We start from the raw sequence: 16,045 nt of genomic DNA, 5'->3' as shown, positions 1-16,045 counted from the left end.
ATGCGGGCTGCCCCGGCCTTCCGGGAACGTCTCAGCGATTTTGAGGCCGCCAACAACGGCAGTTTCAGCAAGCATGGTGAATAAATTAAAGGCAGGCCGCACGGACCGTAGGTCGGGTAAGCGCAGCGCCACCCGACAATATACCGGCACCGCGGGTTGCCCGGATAAGCCGCAAGCCGCTATCCGGGGGATAATTAACTGAACAGAGCGGTGATGGAAGCGCTTGCGAGCGAATGGAAATGGACATTAAAGCCGACCATCGCGCCGCTCGCCTCGGCATCGACATCAATCTTATCGATATCCAGCGCGTGCACGGTAAAAATGTAGCGGTGGGTTTCACCCTTCGGCGGCGCCGCGCCGCCGTAGCCGGCCTTACCAAAATCGGTGCGGGTCTGAATGGCCTCTTCCGGTAGCTCCGCCTGACCGGAACCAGCCCCCTGCGGTAAAACCCGGGTATCGGCAGGCAGGTTGGCTACCACCCAGTGCCACCAGCCGGAACCGGTCGGCGCATCCGGGTCGTAGCAGGTGACGACAAAGCTTTTGGTTCCTGCGGGAACGTCGTCCCACATCAGATGCGGCGAAAGATTATCGCCATCGTACCCCATACCGTTGAATACGTGACGATTAGGCAGCTTGCCGCCGTCTTGCAGATCGTGACTGGTCAGTTTCATGCTTCATCCTCATTGATAATGCGCTGATTAACAAAGAAGTGTAGCTTTCCCGACGGCGCAATTCCGCTGTTTATTCGCTAAAAAATGTTTCTTCTTGTACCGCCATATTGACCGCACGGGTCAGGCGAGTCAGCTGTTGTGGGCTGATGATGTACGGTGGCATCAGATAAATCAGCCGGCCAAACGGGCGGATCCATACCCCTTGCTCAACGAAAAAGCGCTGCAGAGCGGCCATGTTCACCGGATGACGGGTTTCAACCACGCCAATCGCGCCGAGTACGCGCACGTCGGCGACCCATTCTGACTCTCGTGCCGGAACCAGCTCGGCCTTCAGCTGGGCTTCAATCGCCGCTACCTGCTGTTGCCATTCGCCGCTCTCCAGCAGGCGCAGGCTTTCGCTTGCCACCGCGCAGGCCAGCGGATTACCCATAAAGGTGGGGCCGTGCATAAAGCAGCCGGCTTCGCCATTGCTGATGGTTTCAGCAACTGTTCGGGTGGTGATGGCGGCGGAAAGGGTCATGGTACCGCCGGTCAGCGCTTTACCCAGACACAGAATATCGGCGGAGATACCGGCATGCTCGCAGGCGAACAGTTTGCCGGTACGGCCAAAGCCGGTGGCAATCTCATCGGCGATCAGCAAAATCCCTTCCCGGTCGCACATTTTACGCACTCGCTTTAGCCACTCTGGATGGTACATGCGCATCCCGCCAGCGCCCTGGACTACCGGTTCGAGGATCACCGCGGCGATTTCGTGGCGATGCGCGGCCATCAGGCGGGCAAACGGCACCATATCCATCTCGTCCCACTCGCCGTCGAAGCGGCTTTGCGGCGCGGGGGCAAACAGGTTATCCGGCAGGTAGCCCTGCCACAGGCTGTGCATTGAATTCTGCGGATCGCAGACCGACATCGCACCGAAGGTGTCGCCGTGATAGCCGTTGCGGAAGGTCAGGAAACGACGGCGCGGCTGGCCTTTAGCCTGCCAGTACTGCAGCGCCATTTTCATCGCCACTTCTACCGCCACCGAACCGGAATCGGCGAGGAAAACGCACTCCAGCGATTCCGGCGTCATCGCCACCAGTTGGCGACAGAGCGCCACCGCCGACGGATGGGTGATCCCGCCGAACATCACGTGCGACATCTGGTCGATCTGCGCTTTCATCGCCGCATTCAGGCGCGGGTGATTGTAGCCGTGGATCGCCGCCCACCAGGAGGACATGCCGTCAATCAGTTGTTCGCCGCCGGCGAGGGACAGCTCGCAACCGTGGGCGGAAACCACCGGGTAGACCGGCAGGGGGGAAGTCATAGAGGTGTAGGGGTGCCAGATGTGGCGCCGATCGAAAGCGAGATCGTCCAGTGTCATAAGCGACTTGTAAACCATTTTGAAAACATTTAGGTTTACGAGTATAAACCGAACCGCAAATTAACAAAACCTTTTGGAGAGGCCAATGGCTCACCACGCACGCTGGACAATGTCACAAGTTACTGAGTTATTTAATAAACCACTCATCGATCTGCTCTTTGAAGCGCAGCAAATCCACCGCCAGCATTTTGACCCGCGTCAGGTGCAGGTCAGTACGTTGCTGTCGATTAAAACCGGCGCTTGTCCGGAAGACTGTAAATATTGCCCGCAAAGCGCACGCTACAAAACCGGTCTTGAATCCGAGCGCCTGATGGAAGTCGAGCAGGTGCTGGAATCAGCGCGTCAGGCGAAAAACGCCGGCTCGACCCGCTTCTGCATGGGCGCGGCGTGGAAGAACCCTAATGATCGCGATATGCCGTATCTGGAGCAGATGGTGAAAGGCGTCAAGGCGCTGGGGCTGGAGTCCTGTATGACGCTCGGCACTCTTACCGATAGCCAGGCGCAGCGCCTGGCTGGCGCGGGGCTGGATTACTACAACCATAACCTCGACACCTCGCCGGAATTTTACGGCAACATCATCACCACCCGTACCTATCAGGAACGTCTGGATACGCTGGATAAGGTACGCGATGCCGGGATTAAAGTGTGCTCCGGTGGGATCGTCGGGTTGGGGGAAAGCGTGAACGATCGCGCCGGGCTGCTGCTGCAGTTGGCCAATTTGCCAACGCCGCCGGAAAGCGTGCCGATCAACATGCTGGTGAAGGTCAAAGGTACGCCGCTGGCGGATAACGACGATGTTGACGCTTTCGATTTCATCCGCACGATCGCCATTGCGCGCATCATGATGCCAACCTCCTACGTGCGTCTCTCCGCCGGGCGCGAGCAGATGAACGAGCAGACCCAGGCGATGTGCTTTATGGCCGGGGCGAACTCGATTTTCTATGGCTGCAAGCTACTGACGACGCCAAACCCGGAAGAAGATAAAGACCTGCAGCTGTTCCGCAAACTGGGCATCAACCCGCAGCAGACGGCGGTGCTGGAAGGCGATAATGAGCAGCAGCAGCGCCTGGAGCAGGCCTTACTCACCCCGGACACTGAGGAATACTACAACGCGGCGGCGCTATGAGCTGGCAGCAACGAATCGATCGGGCGCTGGACGAACGGCGGGCGGCGGAGGCTTTTCGCCGCCGCCTGCCGGTAAGCCACGGCGCCGGACGCTGGCTGGAGCGTGAAGGGGAGCGCTGGCTCAACTTCTCCAGTAATGACTACCTGGGCCTGAGCCAGCATGGCGCGATTATCGCCGCCTGGCAGCAGGGGGCGGAACGTTATGGCGTCGGTTCCGGCGGATCGGGCCACGTTAGCGGCTATAGTGAGGCGCATCGCGCGCTGGAAGAGGAACTTGCCGACTGGCTGGGCTATCCGCGCGCGTTGCTGTTTATCTCCGGCTTTGCCGCCAATCAGGCGTTGATTGCCGCGCTGGCGGAAAAAGACGATCGCATTGTGGCCGATCGCCTGAGCCATGCCTCCCTGCTGGAGGCGGCAAGCCTCAGCCCGGCGCAGCTGCGCCGCTTTACCCACAATGACCCGCAACAGCTTGCTCAACTGCTGGCGAAACCGCTGGACGGCCAGCAGTTAGTCGTTACCGAAGGGATTTTCAGCATGGACGGCGATAGCGCGCCGCTGGCTGACATTCAGGCGGCAGCCCGCAGCGCCGGCGCATTATTACTGGTTGATGATGCTCACGGAATCGGGACGATTGGCGATGAAGGGCGCGGAAGCTGTCATACGCAGGCGGTTCGCCCGGAGCTGCTGGTGGTCACCTTCGGCAAGGCGTTTGGGGTGAGCGGCGCGGCGGTACTGTGCAGTGAATCGATGGCCGATTATCTGCTGCAGTTTGCCCGTCATCTCATTTACAGCACCGCGATGCCGCCGGCGCAGGCGGTGGCGCTGAGCGCGGCGTTGCGGATCATTCGTAGCGATGAGGGCCAGCAGCGGCGGGAAACCCTGACCGCCCGCATCCGTCAGTTCCGCGCAGGAATGGGCGATGTTTCGCTGGGGCTGACCGATTCCCGGAGCGCAATTCAACCGCTGATCGTCGGCGATAACGCGCGAGCGCTTGCTCTGGCATCCAGCCTACGCGAGGCCGGTTGTTGGGCTACCGCCATTCGCCCGCCGACGGTTCCCGTCGGCGGCGCGCGTCTGCGCCTGACTCTTACTGCCGCTCATCAGGCCGAGGATATTGCGCGTTTACTGGAGGTGCTGCATGTCCACGGTGAATAAGCAGGCGGTCGCCGCGGCATTTGGTCGGGCAGCCAGCGGCTATACGCAACATGATGAGCTGCAGCGCCGTAGCGCCGAATTGCTGCTGCGCCAGTTGGCGAAAGGTGATTTCCCCCTGGTGCTCGATGCCGGCTGCGGGCCCGGCAGTATGAGCCGGCACTGGCGCGAAGCAGGAAGCGAAGTTACCGCGCTGGATCTCTCCGCCGGGATGTTGGTGCAGGCGCAACGCAACGGCGCCGCGCAGCATTATCTGCAGGGCGATATCGAAGCGCTGCCGCTGCCGGATGCCTGCTTCGACCTGGCATGGAGTAACCTGGCGGTGCAGTGGTGTGACGATCTACGGGCGGCAATCGGCGAACTGTGCCGGGTGGTGCGGCCCGGCGGACGGGTGGCGTTCACTACGTTGCTCGCCGGATCGCTACCGGAGCTCAATCAAGCGTGGCGGGCGGTCGACGAACATCCCCATGCCAACCGTTTTCTCAGCGAACAGGCGGTAAGGGCGGCGCTGAGCGGCCTGCGCGCCGAAGGCGTCGTGCATCAGATTAGCTTACCGTTCGCCGACGCGTTAAGCGCCATGCGCTCGCTAAAGGGGATTGGCGCTACCCACTTACATCAGGGGCGGGCGTCTGCTCCGCTTAGCCGCGGCAAGCTGCGTGAACTGCAACTGGCCTGGCCGCAACAGCAGGGCCAGTGCCCGCTGACGTATCATCTTTTTACAGGAGTCATTGAACGTGACTAAACGTTTCTTCGTCACCGGAACCGATACTGAAGTCGGTAAAACCGTCGCCAGTAGTGCGCTGCTGCAGGCGGCGAATCAGCTGGGATTTAACACCGCAGGCTATAAACCGGTGGCTTCCGGGAGCGACCTGACCGCACAAGGGTTACGCAATGAAGATGCGCTGGCCCTGCAGCGTAATAGCCGGGTGGCGCTGCGCTATGAACAGGTTAACCCTTATACTTTTGCCGAGCCGACCTCGCCGCATATTATTAGCGCCGATGAAGGGCGACCGATTGCCGCGACGACACTTTCCAGCGGTTTACGCGAACTGGAGCGCCTGGCCGACTGGGTGCTGGTGGAAGGGGCGGGCGGCTGGTTTACGCCGCTCTCGGAAACCCTGACCTTCGCCGACTGGGCGCAGCAGGAGCAATTGCCGGTGATTTTAGTGGTCGGCGTCAAACTTGGCTGTATCAATCACGCGATGCTCACCGCCCAGGCAGTACGCGAAGCCGGGCTGCCGCTCGTGGGCTGGATCGCCAACGATATCCAGCCGCCGGGTAAACGCCATCGCGAATACCTGCAAACCTTAATGCGGGTATTGCCAGCGCCGCTGCTGGGGGAAATTCCCTGGCTTGCCGACGCATCGCAACGTCAGGATCTCGCGCAGTACCTGGATCTGAGCCCCCTGCAATAACCCCGCATAAACCTGCGAGACGGCTCTATTTTTTGTTGACAGGACGATGAAATGTGGTCCAGAAAACGCAAAAAATCCAGCCGTCTTTAGCTGATAAATATCAAAAAAAATTCGATAATTTTTTTTAGCCACGGGCTTTGGTCCGATGAGACTTTTCTGCCGGGTGGCAGACCTCGCGGCCTGCAGGCAGTTATCCACTATTCCTGTGGATAACCTTGTGTATTAGAGTTAGAAAACTTGCGGTAAGCTAGAGAGTACGCGGCCTGCGAGCAAATTGGCGCGAAACCCGTCTTTTGGTAAATTATGTTTTATTTCAGCAAGTTAAATAAAAGCAATGGCTGTCAGAAAAGTGTCACCGGCTGCCATAAAAGATTCATTACCTTGCTTGACAAATGTTAAATGATAAATGTTTCTGGGGATAACCACACAGGCTGGTGGATTATTCCGCAAAGCGCGCATTTTACGCCCGCAGTCGGACGACCGCGCGTCCTTTTGCCGCCATACAATAATGCGATACTGTTTTTATATCCAGTATTATTTATTGGCAAAAATGAAACTGAAGGGTAGAATTAAACACCTGCTGGCCAATCCCATCTTCAGGTCCTGAAATATGAGCAAACCATTCAAGCTGCACTCCGCATTCCGTCCTTCCGGCGATCAGCCCGAAGCCATCCGCCGTCTGGAAGAGGGGCTGGAAGATGGCCTTGCGCATCAAACCCTGCTTGGGGTAACCGGTTCGGGGAAAACCTTCACCATCGCCAACGTTATCGCTGACTTACAGCGCCCGACGATGGTGCTGGCGCCGAACAAAACCCTGGCGGCGCAGCTGTATGGCGAGATGAAAGAGTTCTTTCCCGAGAATGCGGTGGAGTATTTTGTCTCCTACTACGATTATTACCAGCCTGAAGCCTACGTACCGAGCTCGGATACCTTTATCGAAAAAGACGCCTCGGTGAACGAACACATTGAGCAGATGCGTCTGTCGGCCACCAAAGCGTTGCTCGAACGGCGCGATGTAGTGGTGGTGGCTTCGGTTTCCGCCATCTACGGTCTTGGCGACCCGGATCTGTATCTGAAGATGATGCTGCACCTGACTACCGGCATGCTGATCGACCAGCGGGCGATCCTGCGTCGGCTGGCGGAACTGCAATACACCCGCAACGATCAGGCCTTCCAGCGCGGCACTTTCCGCGTCCGCGGCGAAGTTATCGATGTCTTCCCGGCGGAATCCGATGATATCGCGCTGCGTATTGAACTGTTTGACGAAGAGGTCGAGCGGCTATCGCTGTTTGACCCGCTGACCGGCCACGTCGAATCGTCCATTCCACGCTATACCATCTATCCGAAGACCCACTACGTTACGCCGCGCGAGCGTATCGTACAGGCGATGGAAGAGATCAAAGACGAGCTGGCTGACCGTCGCAAGGTCCTGCTGGCGAACAATAAACTGCTTGAAGAGCAGCGGCTGAGCCAGCGCACTCAGTTCGACCTCGAAATGATGAACGAGCTGGGCTACTGCTCGGGGATTGAAAACTACTCGCGCTTTCTCTCCGGGCGCGGGCCGGGCGAGCCGCCGCCGACGCTGTTCGACTACCTGCCGGCGGATGGCCTGCTGGTTATTGACGAATCGCACGTGACTATCCCGCAAATCGGCGGTATGTACCGTGGCGACCGGGCGCGTAAAGAGACGCTGGTGGAATATGGCTTTCGTCTGCCGTCAGCGCTGGATAACCGGCCGATGAAGTTCGAAGAGTTTGAAGCGCTGGCACCCCAGACCATCTACGTTTCGGCGACGCCGGGTCCCTATGAGCTGGAAAAATCCGGCGATGAGGTGGTAGACCAGGTCGTTCGCCCAACGGGCCTACTGGATCCGGTTATCGAAGTGCGGCCGGTGGCGACGCAGGTCGACGATCTGTTATCAGAAATCCGTACCCGTGCGGCGATCAATGAGCGTGTACTGGTGACGACGCTGACCAAACGCATGGCGGAGGATTTAACCGAATACCTGGAAGAGCACGGTGAACGGGTGCGCTATCTGCACTCCGATATCGATACCGTCGAGCGTATGGAAATTATTCGCGATCTGCGTCTTGGCGAGTTCGACGTGCTGGTGGGGATCAACCTGCTGCGCGAAGGGCTGGATATGCCGGAAGTATCGCTGGTGGCGATACTTGATGCCGATAAAGAGGGCTTCCTGCGTTCCGAGCGCTCGCTTATCCAGACCATCGGCCGCGCGGCGCGTAACGTGAACGGTAAGGCGATTCTTTACGGTGATAAAATCACGCCATCGATGGCGAAGGCGATCGGTGAAACCGAACGCCGCCGCGAGAAGCAGCAGCGTTATAACGAAGAGCACGGTATTGTGCCGCAGGGTCTTAATAAGAAAGTGGTCGATATTCTGGCGCTGGGTCAGAACATCGCGAAGACCAAAGCCAAAGGCCGTGGCAAAGCCCGTTCTCCGGTGGAAGCCGATAGCGTCGAACTGACGCCGAAAGCGCTGCAGCAGAAGATCCACGAGCTGGAAGGGCAAATGATGCAGCATGCCCAGAACCTTGAGTTCGAAGAGGCCGCGCAGATCCGCGATCAATTGCATCAGCTACGCGAACTGTTTATTGCGGCATCATAAGGGTGATAGGGGAGCCGTGCAAAAATGACGGCAATGCGCAATTTGCAATTGCCGTCACGCTATTATCGTAGGATCTTAATGTTGGCTTAATTTTCTTCAGCGACACTATCCTCAGTTTAATGAGGATAGCGCCATGCAAAAACTGACCAACCGTGAATATCTGGCCATTGCCACCGCCTTTGTGATTGTGGTCGCCTTCTTACATCAATGGGTATTAACCTTCTGACGCGCGCTGCGCGGAAATAGCACCCAGGCGCGGACGCCCGGTCCGGGCTGGCGGTTATGTAAAAAGAATTGCGCATCGTGTAGTTGAGCGATGCGGGTGACAATGCTTAAACCGAGGCCTATTCCGCCATAGCGGCTGTCCATGCGGACAAACGCTTTACTCAGCTCGCCGCTTTTGGCCTCATCAATGCCCGGCCCTTCATCTTCTACTGCCAGAATCGGCGTATTTCCCGGTTTTACCGAAATCTTAATCTTCGACCCCACGGGGCTATAGCGGTGCGCATTCTCCACCAGATTGCGTAAAATCACCCGCGCCAGGGTCGCATCTCCGGAAATGAGATCCTCGCCTGCGCCGCTTTCTATCTCCAGGGTCTGTTGGCGCGCTTCGAGCATCGTTGCCAACTCATCCTGCAGAGGCTCCACCACATCTTCGTGCAAATGCACCTGCTGGTAACTCCCGGCGGAAAACGACTGCCCGACGCGCGCCAGTTGTAGCAGCTGCGAAATGCTGTTGGTCATCTGATCGAGACGTTGAATTAAGGGATCAACGCTGACGCCGTGTACCTTTGCCAGCAGCTCCAGATGCAAGCGCAGCCCGGCAAGAGGGGTACGCAGTTCGTGGGCGACGTCTGCGGTAAACAGACGCTCCCGTTCGAGCGTCAGGGTCAGCCGCGACACCAGTTGATTAATCGCCATGGTCACTGCGGTCACTTCCGGCACCGACTCCTGCAAAATAATGGGTTGCAGATTATCCGGCGTCCGGCTTTCCAGCTCGCTTTGCAGATTTGATAGCGGACGGGTGATTTTCTTCACCGCCACCAGGCTGATATATAGCGCCAGACCGATGATCAGCAGGCTTGGCACCAGCAGGCTGGCGACCGCTTCGCGTACCTCATGTTCGACGTGCCTTTGATTGTTATGACCCTCAATGGCGCTGGCAACCAGCAGCTGGATTTGCTCTTTGCTTTCATGCCATAGCCAAAATACGCTGATCAGTTGGCAGACCACCAGAATCGCGCCGATGGTCAGCAGCAGGCGGTGGCGCATGGTCCAGGTTTCGGTCGCAAACAGTGCCATAGCGTTATTCTGACTCCGTATTATTCACCAGCATGTAGCCAAAGCCGCGGACGGTGCGGATCCGCGCTTTACCAATCTTGTCGCGCAGATTATGGATATGCACTTCGAGGGTATTGGTGGCCGGTTCGTTATCCCAGCTGTAGATATCATTGTAGAGAATTTCGCGATGTACCGGGCTGCCGGCTTTCATCATCAGGCGCGAGAGCAGAGCATACTCTTTTGGCGTCAGCTCCAGCGATTCGCCGGCCAGCCACACCTGACGGCGGGTCACATTAAGGCGCAGGTTGCCGACGGTCAGCTCATTATCGCCCTGATTATTATGGCGACGCAGCAGCGCGCGAATGCGGGCGTTGAGCTCTTCAAGCGCGAAAGGTTTCACCAGGTAATCGTCAGCGCCGGTATCCAGCCCGCTGATGCGGTCGCCCACGGTATCGCGGGCGGTGAGGATTAACACCGGTTGGGTGAATTTCTCCCGGCGCATACGCGCCAGGAAATGCAGACCGTCTTCATCCGGCAGGCCCAGGTCGAGCACCACCAGACTGTAATGGTTGCTGGCTAACGACAGCGCGGCTTCATGCGCGGTGGCGACGCCATCGCAGACATAGCCTTCGCTTTGCATGGCCAGAATTAACCCTTGTAACAGGAGCGCATCGTCTTCAATGACTAAGATTTTCATCTGCCGGTCTCTCTACATGGCGTTAAAAGGTCGTCTTTTGCCTGATACTCGCGGCTGTCTACCCCGAGCAGGCCAAGCAGGGTAGAGAACAGATTATCTTGTGAATAATCGTTCGTCTTCGCCTGCTGTTGCAAACACTGGCTGGATACGCCATAGCGTTGCTGATAATCCGGCGACAGCCAGAGCAGCATCGGCACGTGTTTTTGCGTATCCGGCGCTATGGAGTACGGCAGGCCATGCAGATACACGCCATCTTCACCCAGCGATTCGCCGTGGTCAGACAAATACACCAGACTGGTGGTGAATTTATCCTGTTTGGACTGCAGTAATTTTATCGCTTTATCAACCACATAGTCGACGTACAAAATGGTGTTGTCGTAGGTATTGGTCAACTGTTGTTGCGTACAACTTTGGATTTCATTGGTATCGCAGGTCGGGGTGAATTTTTTGAATTCAGCCGGGTAGCGATTGTAATAGGTCGGGCCATGACTACCAATGGTGTGCAGAACGATAATGCCATCCTGCTGTAAATTATCGATATAGCTATCAAGATTATGGAACAGCACGTCATCGTAGCACTCGCCATCAATGCACTCGCCGCTGAGGTTCAGGTTGGTGACGTTTTGGTGCGGTACGCGGTCACAGGCGCCTTTACAGCCGCCATCGTTGTCGTTCCACAGCACCTGCACACCGGCGCGCTGCAAAATATCCAGAACGCCTTCCTGATGGTGCGCCAGTTCTTCATCGTAATGCGCGCGCGGCATATTGGAGAACATGCAGGGGACGGAAACCGCGGTTGCGGTGCCGCAGGAGGTGGTTTTCGGGAAGTACACCACGTCGTCCTGCTTCAGGCGCGGGTTAGTTTCTCGATCGTAGCCGCCCAGCGAGAAATTCTCGGCGCGCGAGGTTTCGCCCAGCACCACGATGGTCAGATTTTTACGCGGGCCGTTATGCATCACCGCTTTCTGTTTGGCATCTTCGCCGATCTTCACCAGCGGCAGGTTATCCATCCGGTTATGCGCATACCACGAGTTCAGCGCCACAATGCTGTTGGATGGACTCAATGATTTCACCAGCTCCTTATTGTTACGGAACACCGAGGCGTAATCTTTGTAGAACAGCGCCGCCACCAGCACAATGAGCAGCGCTGAAACGGCGATATTGAGCAGGCGCATCGCCGCACCGCGCCAGAAAGAGGCCGGTCTGCGAACTTTAATCCACCAGGCGACCAGAACCATCAATAGCCCGGAGAGACCCAGCACGATGACCATTTGCGTCGACAGCAGGGCAAAACTTTCCGCAGGTGTCGTATCGAAGATATTGGCGATCATCGAACGGTCGATCACCACGCCGAAGGTCCAGATAAAGTACTGCGCCGAGGCGCTCAGCAGAATAAACAGGCTGATGACTACCCGGTCGAGCTTTAAGAACGAGGCGAGGGTGGTGATGATGTTCATCACGCTAATTGCCACGATCGGCATGCTAAGGAAAACCAGCCAGTTATGGAGATTGTTTACCGGCAGTAGCGGGAAAACCTGGCGATAAAAGGCCAGGTTAAGAAAGATACCGATATAACAGGCAAAGAGAGTCAAATAAGCCGTGCGGCTGAGTACCGGCCGACGTAAAGAAATAAACGACATAACGAATACCCGTAGTAGGAGATGTTCGTTATGTTGACAGCGATATTTTAAGACAACCTTAAGATTTTAATCTGAAGCGTCATCTTGTTTAAAAATAGTGCCGCTTGAGGATTAACCTAATGCCTGAATAGCCTGCTCCAGCGCCTGGCGTAGCAGCACGCGGTCATGACGATAGGTGACATCGCTGGCGTCCAGCGCGGTCTGAATCACCAGTCGTTCTTCCATACCCTTAACATCGGCTTTCGGCCCGACGATGGCGGCATCAATCACTTTTTTGCCGACGTAATGTTCCAGAATAGTCATCCTGTCCGCCAGCGTTAGATTGGCGGCTGGGCTATGTTCCTTACCCAGGTTATCGATAAACACCATGGGCGCCGGGGTCCGCCGCAGCGCCTGGGCCATTTCGTCGAGCAGTAAAATGGGCAGCAGGCTGGTGTAGAAGCTCCCTGGCCCAATCAGGATCAGATCGGCCTCGGCGATGGCCTCAACCGCTTCGCGAGTCGCCGGAACCGGTGGGCTGAGCATCAGTTCCTGCGGGACGTGATCCAGCTGATCGATATTCACTTCGCCATACACTTCATGGCCTTCATGATCGAGCGCCACCAGATCGACCGGTTGCTCCGACATCGGAATCAGGAAAGCATCCACTTTAAGCAGATTTCTGATCAAATTGATCGCCTCTAAAGGCCGCACGCTCAGGTGATCCAGCGCCTTTAACATCAGATTTCCGAGGTTATGCCCGGAAAGCTCGCCATTGCCGCCAAAACGATACTCAAACATCGCGGAAGCGACGCTGGGTTCGGCGATTAATTGATTAATGCAGTTGCGCATATCGCCCCAGGCGATCCCCCCTTCCGAGCGGCGAATTCGCCCCGTTGATCCGCCGTTATCGGTGGTGGTCACGATGCCGGTCAGGCGTGAGCCGAGCGACGAGAGCGACGACATCACCCGCCCCAAACCGTGGCCTCCGCCAAGGGCGACGACGCGGTCCAGATCGGCGAAAGTGCGATTGCGCATACGAATTCCTTCTGTTCAATGTTCGGGTTTAGCGTCTCCGATCTACCCCTAAAAGATAATGCCCGGTTTCCGTCAAACTGACCGATATCAATGTTAAAGTGTGATTTTTGGCTATTCTGTACTGAAAATGCAAGATATTAGCGATATATAGATGATTATATAGCGAAAATGAAAATGGCGAAACCATCGTTAAAGCGCTACTATCGGCATAACCAACTAACACTCTAGCCTTGGTACCTGTGTCGCAAGATATGGTGCTCTGGCCGCGGCAGCCGCGCTGTCGCCAGGGCGTGGAAAGAAATGACCGCGCCTCCCGTACTTGGAAAGGTGTATATGGCCTCACAGCTTACTGATGCATTTGCGCGTAAGTTTTATTACTTGCGCCTGTCGATTACCGACGTGTGTAACTTTCGTTGCACCTACTGCCTGCCGGACGGCTACAAGCCCGGCGCCGTGACCAACAAGGGTTTTCTTAGCGTAGACGAAGTGCGCCGCGTGACGCGCGCTTTTTCCGCCCTTGGCACGGAAAAAGTCCGCCTCACCGGCGGCGAACCCTCGTTACGTCGCGACTTTACTGAGATTATTGCCGCCGTGCGTGAAAACAGCGCGATTCGTCAGATCGCGGTGACCACCAATGGTTATCGCCTGGCGCGTGATGTCGAACGCTGGCGCGATGCCGGGCTGACGGCGATTAACGTCAGCGTCGATAGCCTCGACGCTCGCCAGTTCCATGCCATCACCGGTCAGGGTAAATTTCAGCAGGTGATGGACGGTATTGACGCCGCCTTTGCCGCCGGCTTTGAAAAGGTTAAGGTCAACACCGTGCTGATGCGTGATGTCAACCATCACCAACTCGACACTTTCCTCGCGTGGATCAAACCTCGCCGTATTCAACTGCGTTTTATTGAGTTAATGGAAACCGGCGAGGGCAGCGACCTGTTCCGTCGTCACCACATTTCCGGCATGGTGCTGCGCGATGAACTGCTGCGCCGCGGTTGGATCCACCAGATCCGTCAACGAAGCGATGGCCCTGCACAGGTCTTTTGCCACCCGGATTACGCCGGTGAAATCGGCTTGATCATGCCGTATGAAAAAGACTTCTGCGCCACCTGTAACCGTCTTCGCGTCTCATCCGTTGGCAAACTGCACCTGTGTCTGTTCGGCGAAGGCGGCGTAGATCTGCGCGACCTGATGGCCGAGGACGAGCAGCAGGCCGAGCTGGAAGCGCGGATAGCCGAAGCCTTAACCCATAAAAAGCAGACCCATTTCCTGCATCAGGGCAACACCGGTATTACGCAGAACCTGTCGTATATTGGCGGATAATCGTTTTCGAAAGGAGCATTCAGATGAGCCAGGCTAGCGCTGAGTTTATCCCGACCCGTATTGCTATTCTTACCGTTTCCAACCGCCGCGGCGAAGAGGACGATACCTCCGGCCACTGGCTGCGCGATGCGCTGTACGAAGCGGGACATACCCTCGTCGATAAGGCTATTGTGAAAGAGAACCGCTACGCGATTCGCGCCCAGGTCTCGGCGTGGATTGCCAGCGATGAGGTGCAGGTGGTGTTGATCACCGGTGGTACCGGTTTTACCGATGGCGATCAGGCGCCGGAAGCGCTGCTGCCGCTGTTTGACCGCGAGGTCGAAGGTTTTGGCGAAGTGTTCCGTATGCTCTCGTTTGAAGAGATAGGCACCTCGACGCTGCAGTCCCGCGCCGTTGCTGGCGTTGCCAACCGCACGCTGATTTTCGCGATGCCGGGCTCGACCAAGGCCTGCGCCACCGCGTGGGAAAATATTATCGCGCCACAGCTGGATGCGCGTACTCGCCCGTGCAACTTCATTCCTCATTTAAAGAAATAGTTTATGTCACAACTGACCCACATTAACGCCGCGGGCGAAGCCCACATGGTTGACGTCTCCGGCAAAGCGGAAACGGTACGCGAGGCGCGCGCTGAGGCTTACGTCGAAATGCAGGCCGCAACGCTTGCGATGATTATCGACGGCAGCCACCATAAAGGCGATGTGTTCGCCACCGCGCGTATCGCCGGGATTCAGGCCGCGAAACGTACCTGGGAGCTGATCCCGCTGTGTCATCCGCTGATGCTCAGTAAAGTAGAAGTGAACCTGCAGGCGCAGCCGGAGCATAACCGCGTGCGCATTGAGTCACTCTGCCGCCTGACCGGTAAAACCGGCGTAGAAATGGAAGCGCTGACCGCGGCCTCGGTTGCCGCGCTGACCATCTACGACATGTGTAAAGCGGTACAGAAAGATATGGTTATTGGCCCGGTACGTCTGCTGGCGAAAAGCGGCGGCAAGTCCGGCGATTTTAAGGTGGAGGAAGCCCATGATTAACGTCCTGTTTTTTGCCCAGGTGCGCGAACTGGTTGGCACCGATACCCTGACTCTCGACGCCAGCGAATTGCCGACCGTTGAAGCCGTGCGTCAGCAGCTTGCCGCGCGCGGAGACCGCTGGGCGCTGGCGCTGGAAGAAGGAAAATTGCTGGCGGCGGTCAACCAGACGCTGACCTCGTTTGACCATCCGGTCACGAGCGGCGACGAAGTGGCGTTTTTCCCGCCGGTCACCGGGGGCTAAGATGACGCAGACTCGCATCGTGGTAAGCCCGGCGCGCTTTTGCGTCGGCGATGAGTATCCGTGGCTGGCCGAGCGCGATGAAGACGGCGCGGTGGTCACCTTCACCGGCAAAGTACGTAATCACAATCTCGGCGACAGCGTGAAAGCGCTGACCCTGGAGCACTATCCGGGCATGACCGAAAAATCGCTGGCGGAAATCGTTGAACAGGCGCGGGAGCGTTGGCCGCTTGGCCGGGTGACGGTTATCCATCGCATTGGCGAAATGTGGCCGGGCGAAGAGATTGTTTTTGTTGGCGTGACCAGCGCCCACCGCGGCAGCGCCTTCGCCGCCGGCGAGTTCATCATGGATTACCTGAAAACCCGCGCGCCGTTCTGGAAACGCGAGGCGACGCCGGATGGCGAACGCTGGGTCGATGCCCGCGACAGCGATCATCAGGCGGCAGAGCGCTGGTAGTGTGATACGCTTACT

General features: G+C 57.2%; 16 protein-coding genes and 1 riboswitch. Of the genes, 10 read left to right on the top strand and 6 right to left on the bottom strand.

From position 1 onward, the window contains the following. Positions 1 to 194 precede the first annotated feature (194 nt). Both ABLU78_RS22565 and bioA read right to left on the bottom strand, forming a co-directional pair. Positions 195 to 671 carry a kinase inhibitor gene (locus ABLU78_RS22565; protein ID WP_015704792.1) on the bottom strand — a complete coding sequence of 159 codons (477 nt, stop codon included), beginning with the start codon at positions 669 to 671 and terminating at the stop codon, positions 195 to 197. 70 nt (positions 672 to 741) lie between these two features. Continuing rightward, positions 742 to 2,031 (bottom strand): adenosylmethionine--8-amino-7-oxononanoate transaminase, encoded by a 1,290-nt coding sequence (gene bioA / locus ABLU78_RS22560; protein WP_045360050.1) that lies wholly within the window; start codon positions 2,029 to 2,031, stop codon positions 742 to 744. An 85-nt stretch (positions 2,032 to 2,116) separates the two neighbouring features. On the opposite strand from bioA, the gene bioB reads away from it, so the two are divergent. From bioB to uvrB, 5 genes are all read left to right on the top strand, one after another. Further along, on the top strand, positions 2,117 to 3,157 hold the full coding sequence (gene bioB / locus ABLU78_RS22555) for a biotin synthase BioB (protein ID WP_015704794.1): 1,041 nt from the start codon (positions 2,117 to 2,119) through the stop codon (positions 3,155 to 3,157). Beyond that, entirely contained in the window at positions 3,154 to 4,311 is a 1,158-nt protein-coding gene (gene bioF, locus ABLU78_RS22550) for an 8-amino-7-oxononanoate synthase (protein ID WP_048228548.1), read from the top strand. Before bioB ends, bioF begins: the two co-directional genes overlap by 4 nt. Beyond that, on the top strand, positions 4,295 to 5,050 hold the full coding sequence (gene bioC, locus ABLU78_RS22545; protein WP_048229265.1) for a malonyl-ACP O-methyltransferase BioC: 756 nt from the start codon (positions 4,295 to 4,297) through the stop codon (positions 5,048 to 5,050). Before bioF ends, bioC begins: the two co-directional genes overlap by 17 nt. Continuing rightward, the gene (gene bioD, locus ABLU78_RS22540) at positions 5,043 to 5,723 is read left to right on the top strand and encodes a dethiobiotin synthase (RefSeq protein ID WP_047037168.1); all 681 of its coding nucleotides are present in this window, start codon (positions 5,043 to 5,045) and stop codon (positions 5,721 to 5,723) included. Before bioC ends, bioD begins: the two co-directional genes overlap by 8 nt. Before the next feature lie 610 nt (positions 5,724 to 6,333). Next, the gene (gene uvrB / locus ABLU78_RS22535; RefSeq protein ID WP_015367612.1) at positions 6,334 to 8,349 is read left to right on the top strand and encodes an excinuclease ABC subunit UvrB; all 2,016 of its coding nucleotides are present in this window, start codon (positions 6,334 to 6,336) and stop codon (positions 8,347 to 8,349) included. Positions 8,350 to 8,553: 204 nt separating this feature from the next. Here the strand turns inward: uvrB and pmrB are convergent, their stop codons facing one another. The 4 genes from pmrB to yvcK all read right to left on the bottom strand — a co-directional run bounded on the left by pmrB (position 8,554) and on the right by yvcK (position 12,984). After that, the gene (pmrB, locus tag ABLU78_RS22530) at positions 8,554 to 9,651 is read right to left on the bottom strand and encodes a two-component system sensor histidine kinase PmrB (protein WP_032707644.1); all 1,098 of its coding nucleotides are present in this window, start codon (positions 9,649 to 9,651) and stop codon (positions 8,554 to 8,556) included. A 4-nt stretch (positions 9,652 to 9,655) separates the two neighbouring features. Beyond that, the gene (gene pmrA, locus ABLU78_RS22525; RefSeq protein ID WP_032705592.1) at positions 9,656 to 10,327 is read right to left on the bottom strand and encodes a two-component system response regulator PmrA; all 672 of its coding nucleotides are present in this window, start codon (positions 10,325 to 10,327) and stop codon (positions 9,656 to 9,658) included. After that, positions 10,324 to 11,967 carry a phosphoethanolamine transferase EptA gene (gene eptA, locus ABLU78_RS22520; RefSeq protein ID WP_015367609.1) on the bottom strand — a complete coding sequence of 548 codons (1,644 nt, stop codon included), beginning with the start codon at positions 11,965 to 11,967 and terminating at the stop codon, positions 10,324 to 10,326. The genes pmrA and eptA overlap by 4 nt, the downstream gene beginning before the upstream one ends. 111 nt (positions 11,968 to 12,078) lie before the next feature. After that, the gene (gene yvcK / locus ABLU78_RS22515; RefSeq protein WP_015367608.1) at positions 12,079 to 12,984 is read right to left on the bottom strand and encodes a uridine diphosphate-N-acetylglucosamine-binding protein YvcK; all 906 of its coding nucleotides are present in this window, start codon (positions 12,982 to 12,984) and stop codon (positions 12,079 to 12,081) included. A 208-nt stretch (positions 12,985 to 13,192) separates the two neighbouring features. After that, positions 13,193 to 13,330, top strand: a riboswitch (molybdenum cofactor riboswitch). On the opposite strand from yvcK, the gene moaA reads away from it, so the two are divergent. From moaA to moaE, 5 genes are all read left to right on the top strand, one after another. Next, positions 13,318 to 14,307: a GTP 3',8-cyclase MoaA gene (gene moaA / locus ABLU78_RS22510; RefSeq protein ID WP_064580697.1), complete on the top strand. Its 990-nt coding sequence runs from the start codon at positions 13,318 to 13,320 to the stop codon at positions 14,305 to 14,307. It overlaps the preceding riboswitch by 13 nt. Before the next feature lie 23 nt (positions 14,308 to 14,330). Then, a complete protein-coding gene (moaB, locus tag ABLU78_RS22505) occupies positions 14,331 to 14,843 on the top strand; it encodes a molybdenum cofactor biosynthesis protein B (protein ID WP_047041832.1) in 513 nt (170 codons plus the stop codon). Positions 14,844 to 14,846: 3 nt separating this feature from the next. Then, on the top strand, positions 14,847 to 15,335 hold the full coding sequence (moaC, locus tag ABLU78_RS22500) for a cyclic pyranopterin monophosphate synthase MoaC (protein WP_015367605.1): 489 nt from the start codon (positions 14,847 to 14,849) through the stop codon (positions 15,333 to 15,335). Further along, a complete protein-coding gene (gene moaD / locus ABLU78_RS22495) occupies positions 15,328 to 15,576 on the top strand; it encodes a molybdopterin synthase sulfur carrier subunit (RefSeq protein WP_048228551.1) in 249 nt (82 codons plus the stop codon). The genes moaC and moaD overlap by 8 nt, the downstream gene beginning before the upstream one ends. A gap of 1 nt (position 15,577) precedes the next feature. Next, positions 15,578 to 16,030, top strand: coding sequence for a molybdopterin synthase catalytic subunit MoaE (moaE, locus tag ABLU78_RS22490; RefSeq protein ID WP_015367603.1), 453 nt, complete (start codon positions 15,578 to 15,580; stop codon positions 16,028 to 16,030). Positions 16,031 to 16,045: the final 15 nt, after the last annotated feature.

Origin of the sequence: Klebsiella sp. JN_Kp122 (assembly GCF_040062085.1) — a bacterium.
Taxonomy (GTDB): Bacteria; Pseudomonadota; Gammaproteobacteria; order Enterobacterales; family Enterobacteriaceae; genus Klebsiella; species Klebsiella aerogenes.
The sequence above is the reverse complement of the archived record's forward strand: the minus strand, read 5'-3'. Positions and strand labels throughout refer to the sequence as shown.

Excerpts from the sequence above, each read along its gene's own strand:
- bioA (WP_045360050.1), bottom strand. The coding sequence starts at position 2,031 with ATGACACTGGACGATCTCGCTTTCGATCGGCGCCACATCTGGCACCCC.
- moaA (WP_064580697.1), top strand. The coding sequence starts at position 13,318 with ATGGCCTCACAGCTTACTGATGCATTTGCGCGTAAGTTTTATTACTTG.
- moaC (WP_015367605.1), top strand. The coding sequence starts at position 14,847 with ATGTCACAACTGACCCACATTAACGCCGCGGGCGAAGCCCACATGGTT.
- moaE (WP_015367603.1), top strand. The coding sequence starts at position 15,578 with ATGACGCAGACTCGCATCGTGGTAAGCCCGGCGCGCTTTTGCGTCGGC.
- bioF (WP_048228548.1), top strand. The coding sequence starts at position 3,154 with ATGAGCTGGCAGCAACGAATCGATCGGGCGCTGGACGAACGGCGGGCG.
- moaD (WP_048228551.1), top strand. The coding sequence starts at position 15,328 with ATGATTAACGTCCTGTTTTTTGCCCAGGTGCGCGAACTGGTTGGCACC.
- eptA (WP_015367609.1), bottom strand. The coding sequence starts at position 11,967 with ATGTCGTTTATTTCTTTACGTCGGCCGGTACTCAGCCGCACGGCTTAT.
- moaB (WP_047041832.1), top strand. The coding sequence starts at position 14,331 with ATGAGCCAGGCTAGCGCTGAGTTTATCCCGACCCGTATTGCTATTCTT.
- bioB (WP_015704794.1), top strand. The coding sequence starts at position 2,117 with ATGGCTCACCACGCACGCTGGACAATGTCACAAGTTACTGAGTTATTT.
- yvcK (WP_015367608.1), bottom strand. The coding sequence starts at position 12,984 with ATGCGCAATCGCACTTTCGCCGATCTGGACCGCGTCGTCGCCCTTGGC.
- pmrA (WP_032705592.1), bottom strand. The coding sequence starts at position 10,327 with ATGAAAATCTTAGTCATTGAAGACGATGCGCTCCTGTTACAAGGGTTA.
- bioC (WP_048229265.1), top strand. The coding sequence starts at position 4,295 with ATGTCCACGGTGAATAAGCAGGCGGTCGCCGCGGCATTTGGTCGGGCA.
- uvrB (WP_015367612.1), top strand. The coding sequence starts at position 6,334 with ATGAGCAAACCATTCAAGCTGCACTCCGCATTCCGTCCTTCCGGCGAT.
- pmrB (WP_032707644.1), bottom strand. The coding sequence starts at position 9,651 with ATGGCACTGTTTGCGACCGAAACCTGGACCATGCGCCACCGCCTGCTG.
- ABLU78_RS22565 (WP_015704792.1), bottom strand. The coding sequence starts at position 671 with ATGAAACTGACCAGTCACGATCTGCAAGACGGCGGCAAGCTGCCTAAT.